The following is a 16045-nucleotide window of genomic DNA, read 5'->3' on the forward strand; positions in this document are numbered from 1 at the left end:
TGGAAATGGTTTGTCTCGCCAAGGGGAAAGGGCCGCGCCGCGGCGTCAGCCCTGGATGTCGTCATAGTCGCCGTCACGATAGCCGACGCGGATCTCGTCGCCGGTGTCGAGCAGCGGGCGCTTGATCAGGGTGGGGTGGGCGAGCATCAGCTCGCGAGCCTTGTTGGCGTCCATCTCCCGCTTGTCCTCGTCGGCCAGGTTGCGCCAGGTGGTGCTGCGCCTGTTGAGCAGCGTGAGCACCGGTACCTTCTCGAGGAGGTGCTCCAGCAGCGGCGCCGAGAGGCCGTCCTCGCGCAGGTCGTGATTCTGGTAGGGGATGCCGGAGCCGTCCATTGCCTTGCGTGCCTTGCGGCAGGTGTCGCAGTTCCTGAGGCCATACAGGGTGACCATCACTGCCTCCTCTCGATGAAGTCGCGGATGCGGCGGGCCGCCTCCAGGGTGGCGTCGGATTCGGCCACCAGGGCCAGGCGTACCCGGCCGCTGCCGGGATTCACGCCGTCGCGTCCGGGACGGCCCATATAGGACCCCGGCAGCACGCTGACGTGGGCCCCGGCGAACAGCTCTCTGGCGAAGGCCTCGTCGTCGCCGCCGGGCACCGCCGGCCACAGGTAGAAGCTCGCCTCCGGCGTGGGGAAGTCCAGCACCGGGGCGAGGATTCGGGTGACCGCGGCGAACTTCTCGCGATAGGCATCGCGGTTGGCGCGGACATGGGCCTCGTCGTCCCAGGCGCTGATCGAGGCGTGCTGCAGCGGCAGCGCCATGGCGCAGCCGTGGTAGGTACGGTAGCGCCTGAAGGGGGCGATCAGCCCGGCGTCGCCGGCCACGAAGCCGGAGCGCAGCCCCGGCAGGTTGGAGCGCTTGGAGAGGGAGTGGAACACCAGGCAGCGCCGGTAATCGTGGCGGCCGAGCGTCGCGCAGGCCTCCAGCAGCCCAGGCGGCGGGGCGGCCTCGTCCAGGTAGAGCTCCGAGTAGCACTCGTCCGAGGCGATGATGAAGTCGAATTCGTCGGCCAGCGCGATGAGCTTCTCGAAGTCGGCGAGCGGCGTCACCGCCCCGGTGGGGTTGCCCGGCGAGCAGAGGAAGACGATCTGCACCTCGCGCCAGGTTTCGGCAGGCACGGCGTCGAGATCGGGACGGAAGTCGCTCTCGGCCGTGCAGTCCAGGTAGAGCGGCTCGCCGCCGGCCAGCAGGGTCGCCCCCTCGTAGATCTGGTAGAAGGGGTTGGGCACCGCCACCTTCGCCGGGCGGGTGCGGTCCAGCGCCGCCTGGACGAAGGCGAAGATCGCCTCCCGGGTGCCGTTCACTGGCAGCACCTGGGCGTCGGCGTCGAGCGCTTCAAGCGCGAAGCGCCGCGTCGCCCAAGTGCCGATCGCCCGGCGCAGCTCGGGGAGCCCGGCGGTGGCCGGGTAGCGGGCGAAGGCGGCCTGGTGCTCGGTGAGGGTCGCCAGCGCCGCGGGGTAGGGCGCATGCTGTGGCTCGCCGATGGTCAACGGGATGTGCGAGAGCCCGGCGGGGGGCGTCACGCCGGCCTTGAGCGCGGCGAGCTTCTCGAAGGGGTAGGGCTTGAGGGCGTCGAGGTCGGGATTCATGGGTGTCCAGGCGCGCCCTCGGCGGCCAGGGCCCGGGGCGTCGTTATGGTGGTCGGCAGGGCGTCGATTATAGGGAAGGCCGGAGGCGGCCTCAAACGCGGCCAGCTAGCCCGAAACGTCCAGCACCTCCACCAGGCGCTCGCGCAGGCGCACCTGGCGCTCGGGGTCGGTGAGCGGCTCGCCGGCCTTGGTGGTGATGAAGAAGACGTCCTCCACCCGCTCGCCCAGGGTGGCGATCTTGGCCGCCGACAGGGCGATGTCCTGCTCCATGAAGATGCGTCCCACCCGGGCCAGCAGGCCGGGGCGGTCGGGGGCGATCAGTTCCAGCAGGGTGCGCTCGTTGGCCGGGTCCTGCTCGAGGATCACCTCGGTGGGCACCCGGAAGTGGCGCAGCTGGCGCGGGGTATGGCGGGTGACGATCTGGGGGTAGTCGTCCGGGTCGTCGAGCTCCTCCACCAGGTGGGCGCGGATCGCCTCGAGGCGCGAGGGCTCGCGGATCGCGCGCCCCTCGTCGTCGAGCACGATGAAGGTGTTGAGCGTCCGGTCGTTGCTGGAGGTGGCGATGCGCGCGTCGTGGATCGAGAGGTTCAGTTGATCCAGGGCGGCGGCGGTGGCGGCGAAGAGGTCGTTCACCGAGCGGGTGTGGATGAACAGCTTGGTGCCGCCCTCGACCATGTCGTCGGTGGGCGCGCTGGCCAGCACCAGTGGCAGTTCCGAGTCGCCGTGGGCCAGGATGCCCTGAGTCTGCCAGACGATCTCGCTGGGGGCGTACTGCAGGAAGTACTCCTCGCCCAGCGACTCCCAGAGCCGCTCGACGCGCTCCATGTCGGTGCCCACCGCGGCCAGCAGCGACTGGGCCTCGTCGCGGGTCTCGCGCACCCAGTCATCGCGCTCCAGGGGGTTCTCCAGGCCGCGGCGCAGGGCGCGCTTGGTCTCGGCGTACAGTTGGCGCAGCAGCGAGGCGCGCCAGCCGTTCCACAGCGTGGGGTTGGTGGCGTTGATATCGGCCACGGTGAGCAGGTAGAGGTAGTCGAGGCGGGTCTCGTCGCCCACCAGGCGGGCGAAGTCGGCGATCACGTCGGGGTCGGTGATGTCGCGCTTCTGGGCGACCATCGACATGGTCAGGTGCTGCTCCACCAGCCAGCTCACCAGGCGAGTATCGCGACCCGACAGGCCGTGGCGCTCGGCGAAGGCCTCCACGTCCCGGGCGCCGATCAGCGAGTGGTCGCCGCCGCGCCCCTTGCCGATGTCGTGGTAGAGGCCGGCGATCCACAGCAGTTCGAGCTTGGGCACCTGGTGGATCAGCGCCGCCGCCACCGGGAAGGCCTCGCGGGCCTCGGGCTTGCGGAAGCCGTGGATGAACTTCAGCAGGCGCAGGGTGTGGGCGTCGACGGTGTAGATGTGGAAGAGATCGTGCTGCATCAGGCCCACGGCGCGGCCGAACTCCGGCAGGTACTTGCCGAGCACCCCGTAGCGGTTCATGCGCCGCAGCTGGCGGGCCACGTTGCCCCCGGAGCGCAGCAGCTCCATGAACAGGCTCTGGTGGCGCACGTCGTCGCGGTAGAGGTCGTCCATCAGGTGACGGTGGTCGCGGATCAGGCGGATGGTGTCGGCGCGCACGCCCTCGATCTCGGGGTGCTCGGCCATCAGCAGGAAGAGCTCCAGCAGCGCCGAGGGGCGCTCGCGGAAGACGCTGCGCGAGCGCGCCTGGATGAAGCCGTCCTTGATCTCGAAGCGGTCGTTGAGCGGCACGATCGGCAGCGCCTCGCCGGCGTGGAGGATCGCCTCGTCGAAGTGCTGCAGCAGCATGTCGTTGAGGCCGGCCAGCGCCGTGACGTGGCGGTAGTAGCACTTCATGAACTGCTCCACGGCGAGCCGCTCCGGGGTGTCGCGGAAGCCGAACCGCTCGGCGATGGTGCGCTGGTGGTCGAACAGCAGGCGGTCCTCGGCGCGGCCGGTGAGCATGTGCAGGGCGTAGCGTACCTGCCACAGGAAGGCCTGGCCCTGGCTGAGAATGCGCAGCTCGGCGTCGTTCATGAAGCCGATGGCCACCAGGTCCTCGTAGCGCTCGCTGCCGAAGTGGCGCTTGGCCACCCAGCCGATCATCTGGATGTCGCGCAGCCCGCCGGGGGCGCTCTTGATGTTGGGCTCCAGGTGATACTCGGAGTTGTTGTGGCGGTAGTGGCGGCTGATCTGTTCCTGCCACTTGGCCTCGAAGAAGCGGTCGGCGGGCCAGAGGCGGTCGGTGGACAGGTGCGTTTGCATGGCCTCGCGCAGGCGCTCGGGGCCGGCCAGGGTGCGGCTCTCCAGCAGGTTGGTGATCACCGTGACATCGGCCTCGGCCTCGCGCTCGCAATCGGCCAGCGAGCGCACGCTGTGGCCGATCTCCAGTCCGATGTCCCACAGCAAGGTGATGAAGGCCGTGAGCGCTTCCCGGTAGGGCGTGTCGTCATCGTCCTCGAGCAGCAGCAGCAGGTCGATGTCCGAGTGGGGGTGCAGCTCGCCGCGGCCGTAGCCGCCCACGGCGAGCAGGGCGATGCCGTCGTCGGGCCAGGCGTGCTGCTCCCAGGCCACCGCCAGCAGCCGGTCGAGGCACCAGGCGCGGCCGTGGATCAGGTCGCGGATGTCGGCGCCGGCGTGGAAGCGGGCGTCGAGTCGCGCCTGGATCTCGGCCAGGGCCGCCTTGAAGGGCGCGATGGGCGAGCGGCTGCCGGTGAGCTCCTCGCGGAAGGCGGCGACGTCGAACAGGGTCTCGTCGGGCACGAAGCGGTAGTGGTGGAGCAGCATGGGCTCAGCGCTCGAGGAAGGAGAAGTCTTCGTCGCTCCGGGCGGTCAGCACCTCGACGCCGCTCTCGGTGACCAGCAGGGTATGTTCCCACTGGGCGGACAGGCTACGGTCCTTGGTCACCGCGGTCCAGCCGTCGCGCAGCACCTTGGTGCGGTAGCCGCCGACGTTGATCATCGGCTCGATGGTCAGGCACATGCCGGCGGCGAGCTCGATATCCGCCTCCGGAGCATAGCCGTCGTAGTGCAGCACCTGGGGCTCCTCGTGGAAGCTGGCACCGATGCCGTGGCCGCAGAAGTCGCGCACCACCGAATAGCCGTTGGCCTCGGCGTGCTTCTGGATGGCACGGGCCAGCTCGGAGAGGCGCACACCCGGCCGCACCAGGGCGATGCTCTCGTAGAGACACTCCTGGGTGACCCGGCACAGCCGCTCGCCCTGGATGGTCTCGCCGATCACGAACATCACGCTGGAGTCGCCGTGGTAGCCGTCGGCGGTCTTGACGGTGACGTCCAGGTTCATGATATCGCCCTTCTTCAGCTTCTTGGCGTCGTCGGGGATGCCGTGGCACACCACGTGATTAATGGAGGTGCACACCGACTTGGGGAAGCCGTGGTAGTCGAGCGGGGCGGGGGTGGAGCCCAGCTCGTGGACGATGTAGTCGTGGCAGAGACGGTCGATCTCGCCGGTGCTGATGCCGGCCTGGACGTGGGGGGTGATCATCTCCAGCACGCTGGCGGCCTGACGGCCCGCCTCGCGCATCTTCTCGATCTCGTCGGGCGTCTTGATGGGTACGTTCATGGAATCTCGGAATCGGGGGTGGGGTCGCCCGACGCGGCGGGGAAGGAGCGCAGACGACTTCATCTCGGCGTCGTTCCATGGTATAAAGCTGCGCGCCTTCCTGCAATCGCCGAGCCAGCCGGCACCGAGCCCCTCGACGCCCCGTCGTCCGGCCGGGCCATCGGCCGGCGATCATGATGGCGTCAATCAATGCAACGCCTTGAAAACACACATGCACCGGCACATGGTCCCGGGTGCTGCGGCGCGTCCGCGGTCGGATCCATGGGGTGCATGGAGGCCTAACCCGATTTTCCAGGAGTCATCCATGGCACACGTCAACATGCGTGACCTGCTGAAGGCAGGCGCTCACTTCGGTCACCAGACCAAGTACTGGAACCCGAAGATGAGCAAGTTCATCTTCGGCGCGCGCAACAAGATCCACATCATCAACCTCGAGCATACCCTGCCGGCCCTCAACGAGGCCATCGAGGTGGTCGAGAAGATGGCGGCCGCGAACAACAAGATCCTGTTCGTCGGCACCAAGCGCAGCGCCAGCAAGATCGTCAAGGAAGAGGCCAACCGCGTCGGTCAGCCCTTCGTCAACCATCGTTGGCTCGGCGGCATGCTGACCAACTACAAGACCATCCGCGTTTCCATCAAGCGCCTTGGTGAACTCGAGGCGATGCATCAGGACGGCACCTTCGAGAAGCTGACCAAGAAGGAAGTGCTGATGGCGACCCGCGAGCAGGCCAAGCTCGAGCGGTCCGTGGGTGGTATCAAGGACATGGGCGGCCTGCCCGACGCCCTCTTCGTGGTCGACGTGGACCACGAGCGCATCGCCATCAACGAGGCGAACAAGCTGGGCATCCCGGTCATCGGCGTGGTGGACACCAACTCCGATCCGGACGGCGTCGACTACGTGATCCCCGGCAACGATGACTCCATCCGCGCCATCCAGATCTACGTCAAGGCCATCGCCGACGCCTGCGGCCGTGCGAAGGAAGGTCGTCCCGACGAGTTCGTCGAGGTGACCGACGAGGTCGCCCAGGAAAGCGACAGCGCCGCCGAGTGATCGCGGCCCGTCTGGTCGGTGACGTCGCGGCGACCCGTCATGTCGCTGCCATCGGCACCGGTTGGACGAGAAGGGGGCCGCGGCCCCCTTTCTTCTCCGAATTCGCCGGATTCGTCCCCTGCGATGGGTCCGGACCCCACTTCCCGAGACAGTCAGAGGTGAATCCCATGGCAGCTATCAGCGCCTCCCAGGTCAAGGAACTGCGCGAGCGTACCGGGCTCGGCATGATGGAGTGCAAGAAGGCCCTCACCGAGGCCGGCGGCGACATCGACGCCGCCATCGAGAACCTGCGCAAGAGCTCCGGCCTCAAGGCCGCCAAGAAGGCCGGTCGTACCGCCGCCGAGGGTGCCGTCGTGACCCGCGTGGCCGAGGACGGCAGCTACGGCGTGATGGTCGAGATCAACTCCGAGACCGACTTCGTCGCCCGCGACGACAACTTCAGGGCCTTCGCCGACAAGGTGGCCGACGCCTTCTTCGCCGCCAAGAGCGAGGACGTGGCCGCCGTCATGGAAGGCGAGCTGGAGAGCGACCGCGAGCAACTGGTGCAGAAGATCGGCGAGAACATCGGCGTGCGCCGCAGCGTGGTGGTCGAGGCCGGCGACGGCGGCCTGGTGGGCGAGTACGTCCACGGCGGCCGCATCGGCGTGCTCACCGTGCTCAAGGGCGGCAGCGCCGAGGCGGCGCGTGACGTCGCCATGCACGTGGCGGCCATCAACCCGGCCGTGGCGCGCCCCGAGGACATGCCCCAGGAGCAGCTGGACCAGGAGAAGGCGATCATCCTGGCGCAGCCGGACATGGCCGGCAAGCCCGAGAACATCGCCGAGAAGATGGTCCAGGGCCGCCTGAAGAAGTACCTGTCCGAGAACAGCCTGACCGAGCAGCCCTTCGTCAAGGACCCCAACCAGAGCGTCGCCGAGTTCGTCAAGGCGGCCGGCGGCGAGGTGGTCGGCTTCACCCGCTTCGAGGTGGGCGAGGGCATCGAGAAGGAAGAGGTCGACTTCGCCAAGGAAGTGATGGAACAGGCCAAGCGCAGCTGAGGTCAGATGTTTCCGTTGTAGGATGATGGCGTGCGCGCGAGCGCACGCCATCGCGTATCCGGCCGGTGCATCCGGCCCCCAGCCAAGATTCGCTGATGCCCAGGAGAGATGCCATGCCCGCACCCGATCACGTCGAGGCCCCGTCCAAGGTCCGCTCCGAGAAGACGAAGTACAAGCGAATCCTGCTCAAGCTCTCCGGCGAGGCGCTGACCGGCGACGCCGAGTTCGGCATCGATCCCAAGGTGCTGGACCGCATGGCGCTGGAGATCGGCCAGCTGGTGGGGATCGGCGTCCAGGTCGGCATCGTCGTCGGCGGCGGCAACCTGTTCCGCGGGGCGGCCCTGCACGAGGCGGGCATGGATCGGGTCACCGGCGACCACATGGGCATGCTGGCCACGGTGATGAACGCCCTGGCCATGCGCGATGCCCTGGAGCGCTCCAACATCCGCTCGCGGGTGATGTCGGCGATCCCCATGAGCGGCGTGGTGGAACACTACGACCGGCGCACCGCCATCCGCTACCTGACGTCGGGCGACGTGGTGCTGTTCTCGGCCGGCACCGGCAACCCCTTCTTCACCACCGACTCGGCGGCCTGCCTGCGCGGCATCGAGATCGATGCCGACGTGGTGGTCAAGGCCACCAAGGTGGACGGTGTCTACGACAGGGACCCGGTCAAGCACCCCGAGGCGATCAAGTACGACCAGCTCAGCTACGACGACGCCCTCGACCAGAAGCTCGGCGTGATGGATTTGACCGCCATCTGCCTGGTGCGGGACCATGACATGCCGGTTCGCGTCTTCAACATGAACAAGCCCGGAGCCCTGCTCAACCTGGTGGTGGGCGGCGAGGAAGGCACGCTGATAGACAGAGGTTGACATCGTGATCAATGACATCAAGAAGGACGCAGAAAGCCGCATGAAGAAGAGCGTCGAGGCGCTTCACGGCAATCTGAACAAGATCCGCACCGGGCGCGCCCACTCCAGTATCCTGGACTCGGTGACCGTGGAGTACTATGGCAGCCAGATGCCGCTCAACCAGGTGGCCTCGATCAACGTGGAGGACGCCCGCACCCTCTCGGTGGTGCCCTGGGAGCAGAGCATGGTGCCCAAGGTGGAGAAGGCCATCATGACCTCCGACCTGGGCCTCAACCCGGCCAGCGCCGGCAGCGTGATCCGCGTGCCCATGCCGATGCTCACCGAGGAGACTCGCAAGGGCTATATCAAGCAGGCGCGCCAGGAGGCCGAGAATGCCCGCGTGGCGGTGCGCAACGTGCGCCGCGATGCCAACGCCGACATCAAGGCCCTGCTCAAGGAGAAGGAGATCACCGAGGACGAGCAGCACCAGGCCGAGGACGCGATCCAGAAGCTCACCGACAAGTTCATCGCCGAGATCGACAAGACGCTGGAATCCAAGGAACACGACCTGATGCAGGTCTGAGGATGGCCGCCCGGCCGCGACCCGGCCGGGCGGTGGCGGCACACCCCCGATGCGAGACCCCATGACGTCACCGCACTCCCCCGACTCTCGCCCCACGGACGGCACTACCGCCGCACCGGAGGGCGCCCTGCCACGCCACGTGGCGATCATCATGGATGGCAACAACCGCTGGGCGCGGGCCCGAGGGCTCTCCGGCGTGCGCGGCCATCACGCCGGGGTGGAGGCGGTCCGCGCCACCATCCGGCGCGCCGCCGAGCGGGGCGTCGATACCCTGACCCTGTTCGCCTTCTCCAGCGAGAACTGGAAGCGGCCCAAGGCCGAGGTGAGCGCCCTGATGGAACTCTTCCTGCTGGCCCTGAAGCGCGAGGTGAAGAAGCTCCACGACAATGGCATCCGCCTGTCGGTGATCGGCGACCGGACGGCCTTCTCCGAGTCGATCCAGAAGTACATCGCCCGTGCCGAGGAGAAGACCCGCGACAACGCCCGTATGCACCTGGTGATCGCCGCCAACTACGGCGGCCAGTGGGACATCGCCCGCGCCGCCCGCCGCTTGGCCGAGCGGGTCGAGGCCGGGGAGCTCGATCTTGCGGCCATCGACGAGGCGGCCCTGGCGGGGGAGCTGAGCCTGGCCGGCGTGCCCCCGGTGGACCTGTGCATCCGCACCAGCGGTGAGCAGCGCATCTCCAACTTCGTGCTCTGGGAACTGGCCTATGCCGAGTTCCACTTCACGCCGCGACTGTGGCCCGACTTCGACGCCGCGGCCTTCGACGAGGCCCTGGCCGACTTCCGGCGCCGCAAGCGGCGCTTCGGCATGACCGACGAACAGATCGAGGAGCAAGGTGCTTAGACAGCGGATCATCACCGCGGCCTGGCTGGCGCCCCTGATGCTGGCCGGGCTGTTCGGCCTGCAGGGCGCCCCCTTCGCACTGTTCACCGCGGCCATCGTGCTGCTCGCCGGCTGGGAGTGGACCAACCTGGCGGGTGTCCGCGGCCAGGCCGAGCGGCTGGCCCTGGTGGCGGCCCTGGGGGCATTGCTGCTGGCACTGTGGCTGGGAGGGGCGGCGCTGGCCGCCTGGCCGCTGTGGCTCGGCGCGGCGGGCTGGGCCCTCAACCTCTACTGGGTGGTGCATTACCCCGAGCGGCTCGAGCAGTGGCGTGCCCCCGCCCGGCGGCTGGCCATGGGCCTCTGGGTGCTGCTGCCCGCCTGGGTGGGCCTCAACCTGCTGCGCGACACCGGTGCCGTCTGGCTGCTCTTCGTGCTGCTGCTGGTGTGGTGTGCCGACATCGGCGCCTACTTCGCCGGCCGCGCCTTCGGTAAGCGCAAGCTGGCCCCCGAGGTCAGTCCCGGCAAGAGCTGGGAAGGGGTACTCGGCGGCCTGGCCGCCACCGCCGTCCTGGCGGTGGTGTTCGCCGCCTGGCAGGGGTTGGGCATCGGCGCCGGCCTGGTGCTGGTGCTGGCCACCCTGGCGGTGACTCTGGTGTCGGTGCTGGGCGACCTGCTGGAGAGCATGCTCAAGCGCCATCGCGGTATCAAGGACTCCAGCCAGCTGCTGCCGGGGCATGGCGGCGTGCTGGATCGCATCGACAGCCTCACCGCGGCGCTGCCGCTGTTCGCCCTGCTGTCGCTGGGGGTGCTCTAGCATGGCGGACAGCTTCGCAGGCAGCGCGCACCGCCGGGGGGTCACCGTGCTGGGCGCCACCGGCTCCATCGGCACCAGTACCCTGGACGTGATCGCCCGCCACCCCGACCGCTACCGCGTCCACGCCCTCACCGCCCACCGCTCCCGCGAGGCCCTGCTGGCGCAGTGTCGCCGGCACCGCCCCGAGGTGGCGGTGCTGGAGCGCGAGGCCGACGCCGCCTGGCTGCGCGAGCGCCTGGCCGAGGCGGGACTGGTCACCGAGGTGACCAGCGGTCCCCGGGCCCTGGTGGAGGTCGCCGAGGCCTCCGACGCCGAGGTGGTGATGTCGGCCATCGTGGGGGCCGCGGGCCTGCTGCCCACGCTCGCCGCGGTTCGCGCCGGCAAGCGGGTGCTGCTGGCCAACAAGGAGGCCCTGGTGATGTCCGGGGCCCTGTTCATGGAAGCGGTGGCGCGCTTTGGTGCCACCCTGCTGCCCATCGACTCCGAACATAACGCCATCTACCAGTGTCTACCCGTGGAGCACCGCGGCGGCCTGGCGCGTCACGGGGTACGCCAGTTGCTGCTGACCGCCTCGGGCGGCCCCTTCCGCGGCTGGTCCCGAGCGGCACTGGCCGGGGTGTCCCCCGAGCAGGCCTGCGCCCATCCCAACTGGAGCATGGGGCGCAAGATCTCGGTGGACAGCGCCACCCTGATGAACAAGGGCCTCGAGCTGATCGAGGCGTGCTGGCTGTTCGATGCCCGTCCCGACCAGGTGCAGGTGGTGGTGCACCCCCAGAGCGTGATCCATTCCATGGCCGCCTACAGCGACGGTTCGGTGATCGCCCAGCTCGGCAACCCCGACATGCGCACCCCCATCGCCTATGGCCTGGCGTGGCCGGAACGCATCGATGCCGGGGTCGCGGCGCTGGATCTCTTCGCCGTGGCGCGGCTCGACTTCGAGGCGCCGGACGAGATCGCCTTTCCCTGTCTGCGCCTGGCCCGCGAGGCCATGGCGGCGGGCGGTACGGCGCCAGCGGTGCTCAACGCCGCCAACGAAGCGGCGGTGGCGGCCTTCCTCGAGGGACGCCTCGGCTTCAACGCCATCGCCGAGCTGGTGGCCCGGGTGTGCGACGCCGAGCCGGTGCGCCCGGCCGACGACCTCGAGACCATCCTCGAGGCCGATGCCCAGGCCCGTTGCGCCGCGCACGCCTGGCTGGCAGGCCGCTGATGGCATCGCCTTCGACCCGAGATTCCAGGAGGAGACCGACGTGGGCCTGATCCAGAACATCCTGGCCGTGATCGTGGTGCTGGGCCTTTTGATCACCTTCCACGAGTTCGGCCACTTCTGGGTGGCACGGCGCTGCGGCGTGAAGGTGCTGCGCTTCTCGGTGGGCTTCGGCAAGCCGATCTGGTCGCGGGTCGACCGCCACGGCACGGAGTTCGCCGTGGCCGCCATCCCGCTGGGCGGCTACGTCAAGATGCTCGACGAGCGCGAGGCACCGGTGCCGGCCGAGGAGCTCGATCGCGCCTTCAACCGCAAGTCGGTGTGGGCCCGCATCGCCATCGTCGCCGCCGGGCCCCTGGCCAACTTCCTGCTGGCCATCGTCGCCTACTGGGCGCTGTTCGTGGCCGGTACCACCACGGTGGCGCCGGTGATCGGTGAGGTGGCCCCCGGCTCCCCGGCCGAACGAGGCGGCCTGCGCGCCGGCCAGGAGATCACCGCGGTGCAGGGCGAGGCGGTGCGCTCCTGGGACGAGATCAATCTCAAGCTGGTGGCGGCCATCGGCGAGGACGAGGCGCTGCGCGTCGCGGCCCGCGACGATGCCACCGCCGAGCCCCGCGAGCACCGGCTGCCGGTGGAGAGCTGGCTGGTACGCCAGGACCCCCCCCAGCCGCTGCCGAGCCTCGGCGTCACCCCCTGGCAGCCCCCCATTCCCGCGGTGCTCGGCCAGGTGGTGGATGGCGAGGCCGCCGCGGCGGCGGGTCTCGAGGCCGGCGACGAGATCCTCGCCGTTGACGGCGAGCCGGTGGACGACTGGCGGCACTTCGTCGACATCGTGCGCGGCAGCCCCGGCGAGACGCTGTCCCTCGAGCTGGAGCGCGACGGCGAGCGACGCACGCTGGCCATCACCCCGGGACGCAACGAACTGGAGACGGGGGTGGCCATCGGCTACATCGGCGCCGGCGTGACCCGGGTCGAGTGGCCCGAGGAGTACCGTCGGGAGATCCGCTACGGCCCGGTGGAGGCCGTCGGCCAGGCGCTGTCGCGGACCGGCGAGATGATCGTGCTGACCGTCGACGCCATCCGCAAGATGCTGGTGGGGCTGATCTCGCCGTCGAACCTCTCGGGGCCCATCACCATCGCCCAGATCTCCGGCGACTCGGCCCGGGCGGGGCTGGAGAGCTTCGTCAGCTTCCTGGCCTACCTGTCGATCAGCCTGGGGGTGCTCAACCTGCTGCCCATCCCGGTGCTCGATGGCGGCCATCTGCTCTACTATGCCATGGAGGTGGTGCGCGGCCGGCCGGTCTCGGAGCGTGCCCAGGCGATCGGGTTGCGCATCGGCCTGGCGCTGGTGGGCAGCCTGATGCTGATGGCGATCTACTTCGACCTGATGCGGCTCTGGTAGGGCAGGGCATCGCCCGTGCCATCGCAGTTGCACAAAGCGAGGAGCGCTGGTCTCCGGATCGGCTGCGAGCGGTTCAAGCTATCGGCGATAACTCTGAGGCCTCGCCTTGTCAGTTACCCGCACAAGTGTATAAGGTGCCTGTCTGGACAGGTTTGGCAGATCAACGCGAGCGAATCGACTGCATGAAAATCAAGACCATCGGACTGGCGGCGCTGCTGCTTGCCGGGGCCGCTACGGCCCAGGCGGAACCTTTCGACGTTGCCGACATTCGGGTGGAGGGCCTCCAGCGGGTTTCCGCCGCCTCCGTGTTCAACGCCTTTCCTGTCAGCGCCAGCGATCGGGTCGATGACCGCGAGCTCGCCGAGGCCACCCGCGAACTCTTCGCCACCGGCCTGTTCGAGGACATTCGCCTGGCCCGCGAGGGCGACGTCCTGATCATCCAGGTGGTGGAGCGTCCCACCATCAGCCGCCTCAACATCACCGGCAACCGCCAGCTCGAGGACGAGCAGCTGCGCGAGGGGCTCAGCGAGGCCGGCCTGGCCGAGGGCCAGGTGCTGCAACTCTCGACCCTGGAGGAGATCGAGCGCGAACTCGAGGGGGTCTACCAGGCCCAGGGCCGCTACAGCGCGGGTATCGAGACCAGCGTGCGCGAGATCGACGAGGGGCGCGTCCAGGTCGATATCGAGATCGACGAGGGCGCGGTGGCCAGGATCCGTCAGATCAACATCGTCGGCAACCGCGCCTTCGACGACGAGACCCTGCGCGAGATCTTCGAACTCGACGACCGCCCCGGCATGTTCTTCGGCTGGTTCTCCAATGACCAGTACTCCCGCGAGGCGCTGGCCGGCGACCTGGAGCGGCTGCGCTCCTTCTACCTGGACCGCGGCTACGTCAACTTCAACGTCGAGTCCACCCAGGTCTCGATCAGCCCCGACAAGTCCGAGATCTTCATCACCGTGAACGTCGACGAGGGCACCGAGTACCGCCTCGGCGATGTACGCTTCGCCGGCGACCTGCCGATCAGCGAGCGCGAGGCCCGCGAGCTGCTGGAGGTGGAGCCCGGCGAGACCTTCTCGCGCAGCGACGTGACCGCCTCCTCCGAGGCGCTGCGTTCCCGGCTCGGCGCCGACGGCTTCGCCTTCGCCAGCGTCGACGGCATCCCCGAGACGGGTGCCGACGGCGAGACCGTCGACCTGGTGTTCCGCGTCGATCCCGGCCGACGCGCCTATGTGCGGCGCATCGAGTTCGTCGGCAACACCACCACCATGGACGAGGTGCTGCGCCGCGAGATGATCCAGATGGAGGGGGCCCCGGCCTCCACCGAGGCGATCCGCCAGTCCCAGCAGCGCCTCGAGCGCCTCGGTTTCTTCCGCCAGGTGGAGGTGGAGACCCAGCCGGTGGCCGGCGAGCCGGACAAGCTCGACGTCACCTACAGCGTCGAGGAGCAGCCCTCGGGGTCCATCTCGGCCAGCGTGGGTTTCTCCCAGAGCGCCGGGGTCATCTACGGGGTGGGGCTGTCCCAGAACAACTTCCTGGGCACCGGCAACCGGGTGAACGTCGGCGCCCAGCGCAGCGACACCTTCACCAGCCTCAACTTCGGCTTCACCGATCCCTACTGGACCCTGGACGGCATCTCCCGGGGCTACAACCTCTACTACCGCGAGTCCGACTACGAGGATTCGGACATCTCCACCTACTCCACCGACGCCTACGGAGCGGGGATCAATTTCGGCTACCCGATCAACGAGATCACCCGCCTCAACTTCGGCACCTCGGTGGAGGACCTGTCGATCAAGACCTACAACGACACCGCCGAGGAGATCACCCAGTACGTGGAGGACCAGGGGGCCGATGCCCAGAGCCTCAAGCTCACCGCCAGCTGGACCCGCAACAACCTCAACCGCGGGATCATGCCCACCGCCGGCAACTACCAGCGCCTGTCGCTGGAGACCGCGGTGCCGGGCAGCGATGCCGAGTATGCCAAACTGCGTGCCCAGGCGCGCCAGCTCTTCCCGCTGAACGACAACCAGGACTGGGCGCTGAAGTTCAGCGGCGAGGTCGGCTATGCCGACACCCTCGGCAGCAACGACCCCTATCCGTTCTACGAGAACTTCTACGCCGGCGGCCTGGGCTCGGTGCGCGGCTTCACCTCCAACACCCTGGGCCAGCGCACCACGCCACCGGAGGAGGGCGGCCGTGACCGTACCCTGGGCGGCAACGTCCTGGTGCAGGGCAGCGCCGAGCTGCTCTTCCCGACCCCCTTCGTCGAAGACCAGCGCTCGGTGCAGACCTCACTGTTCCTGGATGCCGGCAACACCTTCCTCACCGACTGCTACGACGTGCCCGATGACGCCAGCTCCAGCTGCAGCTCCGGCGTCGACTTCGGCGACCTGCGCTACAGCGTGGGTGTCGGCCTCTCCTGGCTGACCCCGGTGGGGCCGCTGACCTTCAGCGTCGCCGAGCCGATCAACGCCGAGAGCGGCGACGACACCCAGTTCTTCCAGTTCTCCCTCGGCCAGACCTTCTGACCGGCCCCGACCACCATCACCCTGTGGCCGCCCCCGCGGCGGCCCCAAGAGGAACCACGCCATGCCCAGACTGACCGCCGTCCTCGCCCTGCTGCTGACCACCCTGGCCCTGCCGGCCCTGGCCGACGACGTGGCCACGCTCGATTGGCGCCGTGCGCTGATGGAGACCGATGCCGCCCAGAGCTCCATGAGCGAGCTGGAGAACCGCATCGGCAGCCAGCAACAGCAGGCCCAGTCGCTGGGCCAGGAGCTGCAGCAGATGCAGCAGCGCCTGCAGCAGGAGGGCGAGGGCATGTCGGAGAGCGAGCGCCAGGCGGCGATCCAGGAGTTCCAGCAGAAGGGCGCCGAGTTCGAGCGGCTGCGCGGTGAGATCATGCAGGCCCAGCAGCAGTCCGAGCAGCAGTTCCTGGAGCGTGCCGAGCCGCGCCTGGAACAGGCGGTCGACCAGGTCGTCGCCCGCCACAGCATCCAGGTGCTGGTGGACCCCCAGGGGGTGCTGCACGCCGAGGGGGAGCTGCAGGACGTGACCGAGGAAGTGACCGAGATTCTCAACACCCTGCTCTGATCGACCCGG

At 68.8% G+C, this 16045-nt stretch carries 14 protein-coding genes; 10 read left to right on the top strand and 4 right to left on the bottom strand.

Annotated elements, in window-relative coordinates; genetic code table 11:
* Window positions 1–45: 45 nt before the first annotated feature.
* From QWY80_RS07485 to map, 4 genes are all read right to left on the bottom strand, one after another.
* Window positions 46–390, bottom strand: coding sequence for an arsenate reductase (locus tag QWY80_RS07485; protein ID WP_290230124.1), 345 nt, complete (start codon window positions 388–390; stop codon window positions 46–48).
* Complete coding sequence (gene dapC, locus QWY80_RS07490) at window positions 390–1589, bottom strand: succinyldiaminopimelate transaminase (RefSeq protein WP_290230125.1); 1200 nt, start codon at window positions 1587–1589, stop codon at window positions 390–392. The genes QWY80_RS07485 and dapC overlap by 1 nt, the downstream gene beginning before the upstream one ends.
* A 105-nt stretch (window positions 1590–1694) precedes the next feature.
* Window positions 1695–4376, bottom strand: coding sequence for a [protein-PII] uridylyltransferase (locus QWY80_RS07495; RefSeq protein WP_290230126.1), 2682 nt, complete (start codon window positions 4374–4376; stop codon window positions 1695–1697).
* 4 nt (window positions 4377–4380) lie between these two features.
* Entirely contained in the window at window positions 4381–5172 is a 792-nt protein-coding gene (gene map / locus QWY80_RS07500; RefSeq protein ID WP_290230127.1) for a type I methionyl aminopeptidase, read from the bottom strand.
* 304 nt (window positions 5173–5476) lie between these two features.
* Here map and rpsB point away from each other — a divergent pair, with 304 nt between their 5' ends.
* The 10 genes from rpsB (at window position 5477) to QWY80_RS07550 (ending at window position 16036) form a co-directional block, all read left to right on the top strand.
* A complete protein-coding gene (gene rpsB, locus QWY80_RS07505; protein WP_290230128.1) occupies window positions 5477–6223 on the top strand; it encodes a 30S ribosomal protein S2 in 747 nt (248 codons plus the stop codon).
* 167 nt (window positions 6224–6390) lie between these two features.
* Window positions 6391–7260 carry a translation elongation factor Ts gene (gene tsf / locus QWY80_RS07510; RefSeq protein WP_290230129.1) on the top strand — a complete coding sequence of 290 codons (870 nt, stop codon included), beginning with the start codon at window positions 6391–6393 and terminating at the stop codon, window positions 7258–7260.
* A 113-nt stretch (window positions 7261–7373) separates the two neighbouring features.
* The gene (gene pyrH / locus QWY80_RS07515) at window positions 7374–8135 is read left to right on the top strand and encodes a UMP kinase (protein ID WP_290230130.1); all 762 of its coding nucleotides are present in this window, start codon (window positions 7374–7376) and stop codon (window positions 8133–8135) included.
* Between the two features lie 4 nt (window positions 8136–8139).
* Window positions 8140–8697 carry a ribosome recycling factor gene (gene frr, locus QWY80_RS07520; RefSeq protein WP_290230131.1) on the top strand — a complete coding sequence of 186 codons (558 nt, stop codon included), beginning with the start codon at window positions 8140–8142 and terminating at the stop codon, window positions 8695–8697.
* Window positions 8698–8758: 61 nt separating this feature from the next.
* A complete protein-coding gene (gene uppS / locus QWY80_RS07525; RefSeq protein WP_290230132.1) occupies window positions 8759–9544 on the top strand; it encodes a polyprenyl diphosphate synthase in 786 nt (261 codons plus the stop codon).
* Complete coding sequence (locus QWY80_RS07530; RefSeq protein WP_290230133.1) at window positions 9537–10337, top strand: phosphatidate cytidylyltransferase; 801 nt, start codon at window positions 9537–9539, stop codon at window positions 10335–10337. Before uppS ends, QWY80_RS07530 begins: the two co-directional genes overlap by 8 nt.
* A gap of 1 nt (window position 10338) precedes the next feature.
* Entirely contained in the window at window positions 10339–11544 is a 1206-nt protein-coding gene (gene ispC, locus QWY80_RS07535; RefSeq protein WP_290230134.1) for a 1-deoxy-D-xylulose-5-phosphate reductoisomerase, read from the top strand.
* Between the two features lie 40 nt (window positions 11545–11584).
* Window positions 11585–12943, top strand: coding sequence for a sigma E protease regulator RseP (rseP, locus tag QWY80_RS07540; RefSeq protein WP_290230277.1), 1359 nt, complete (start codon window positions 11585–11587; stop codon window positions 12941–12943).
* A gap of 182 nt (window positions 12944–13125) precedes the next feature.
* Window positions 13126–15471 carry an outer membrane protein assembly factor BamA gene (bamA, locus tag QWY80_RS07545; protein ID WP_290230136.1) on the top strand — a complete coding sequence of 782 codons (2346 nt, stop codon included), beginning with the start codon at window positions 13126–13128 and terminating at the stop codon, window positions 15469–15471.
* A 61-nt stretch (window positions 15472–15532) separates the two neighbouring features.
* Window positions 15533–16036, top strand: a complete 504-nt coding sequence (locus QWY80_RS07550; protein ID WP_290230137.1) for an OmpH/Skp family outer membrane protein — start codon at window positions 15533–15535, stop codon at window positions 16034–16036.
* The last annotated feature ends 9 nt before the right edge of the window (window positions 16037–16045 follow it).

The organism is Halomonas ramblicola, from assembly GCF_030409215.1.
Classification (GTDB): domain Bacteria; phylum Pseudomonadota; class Gammaproteobacteria; order Pseudomonadales; family Halomonadaceae; genus Halomonas; species Halomonas ramblicola.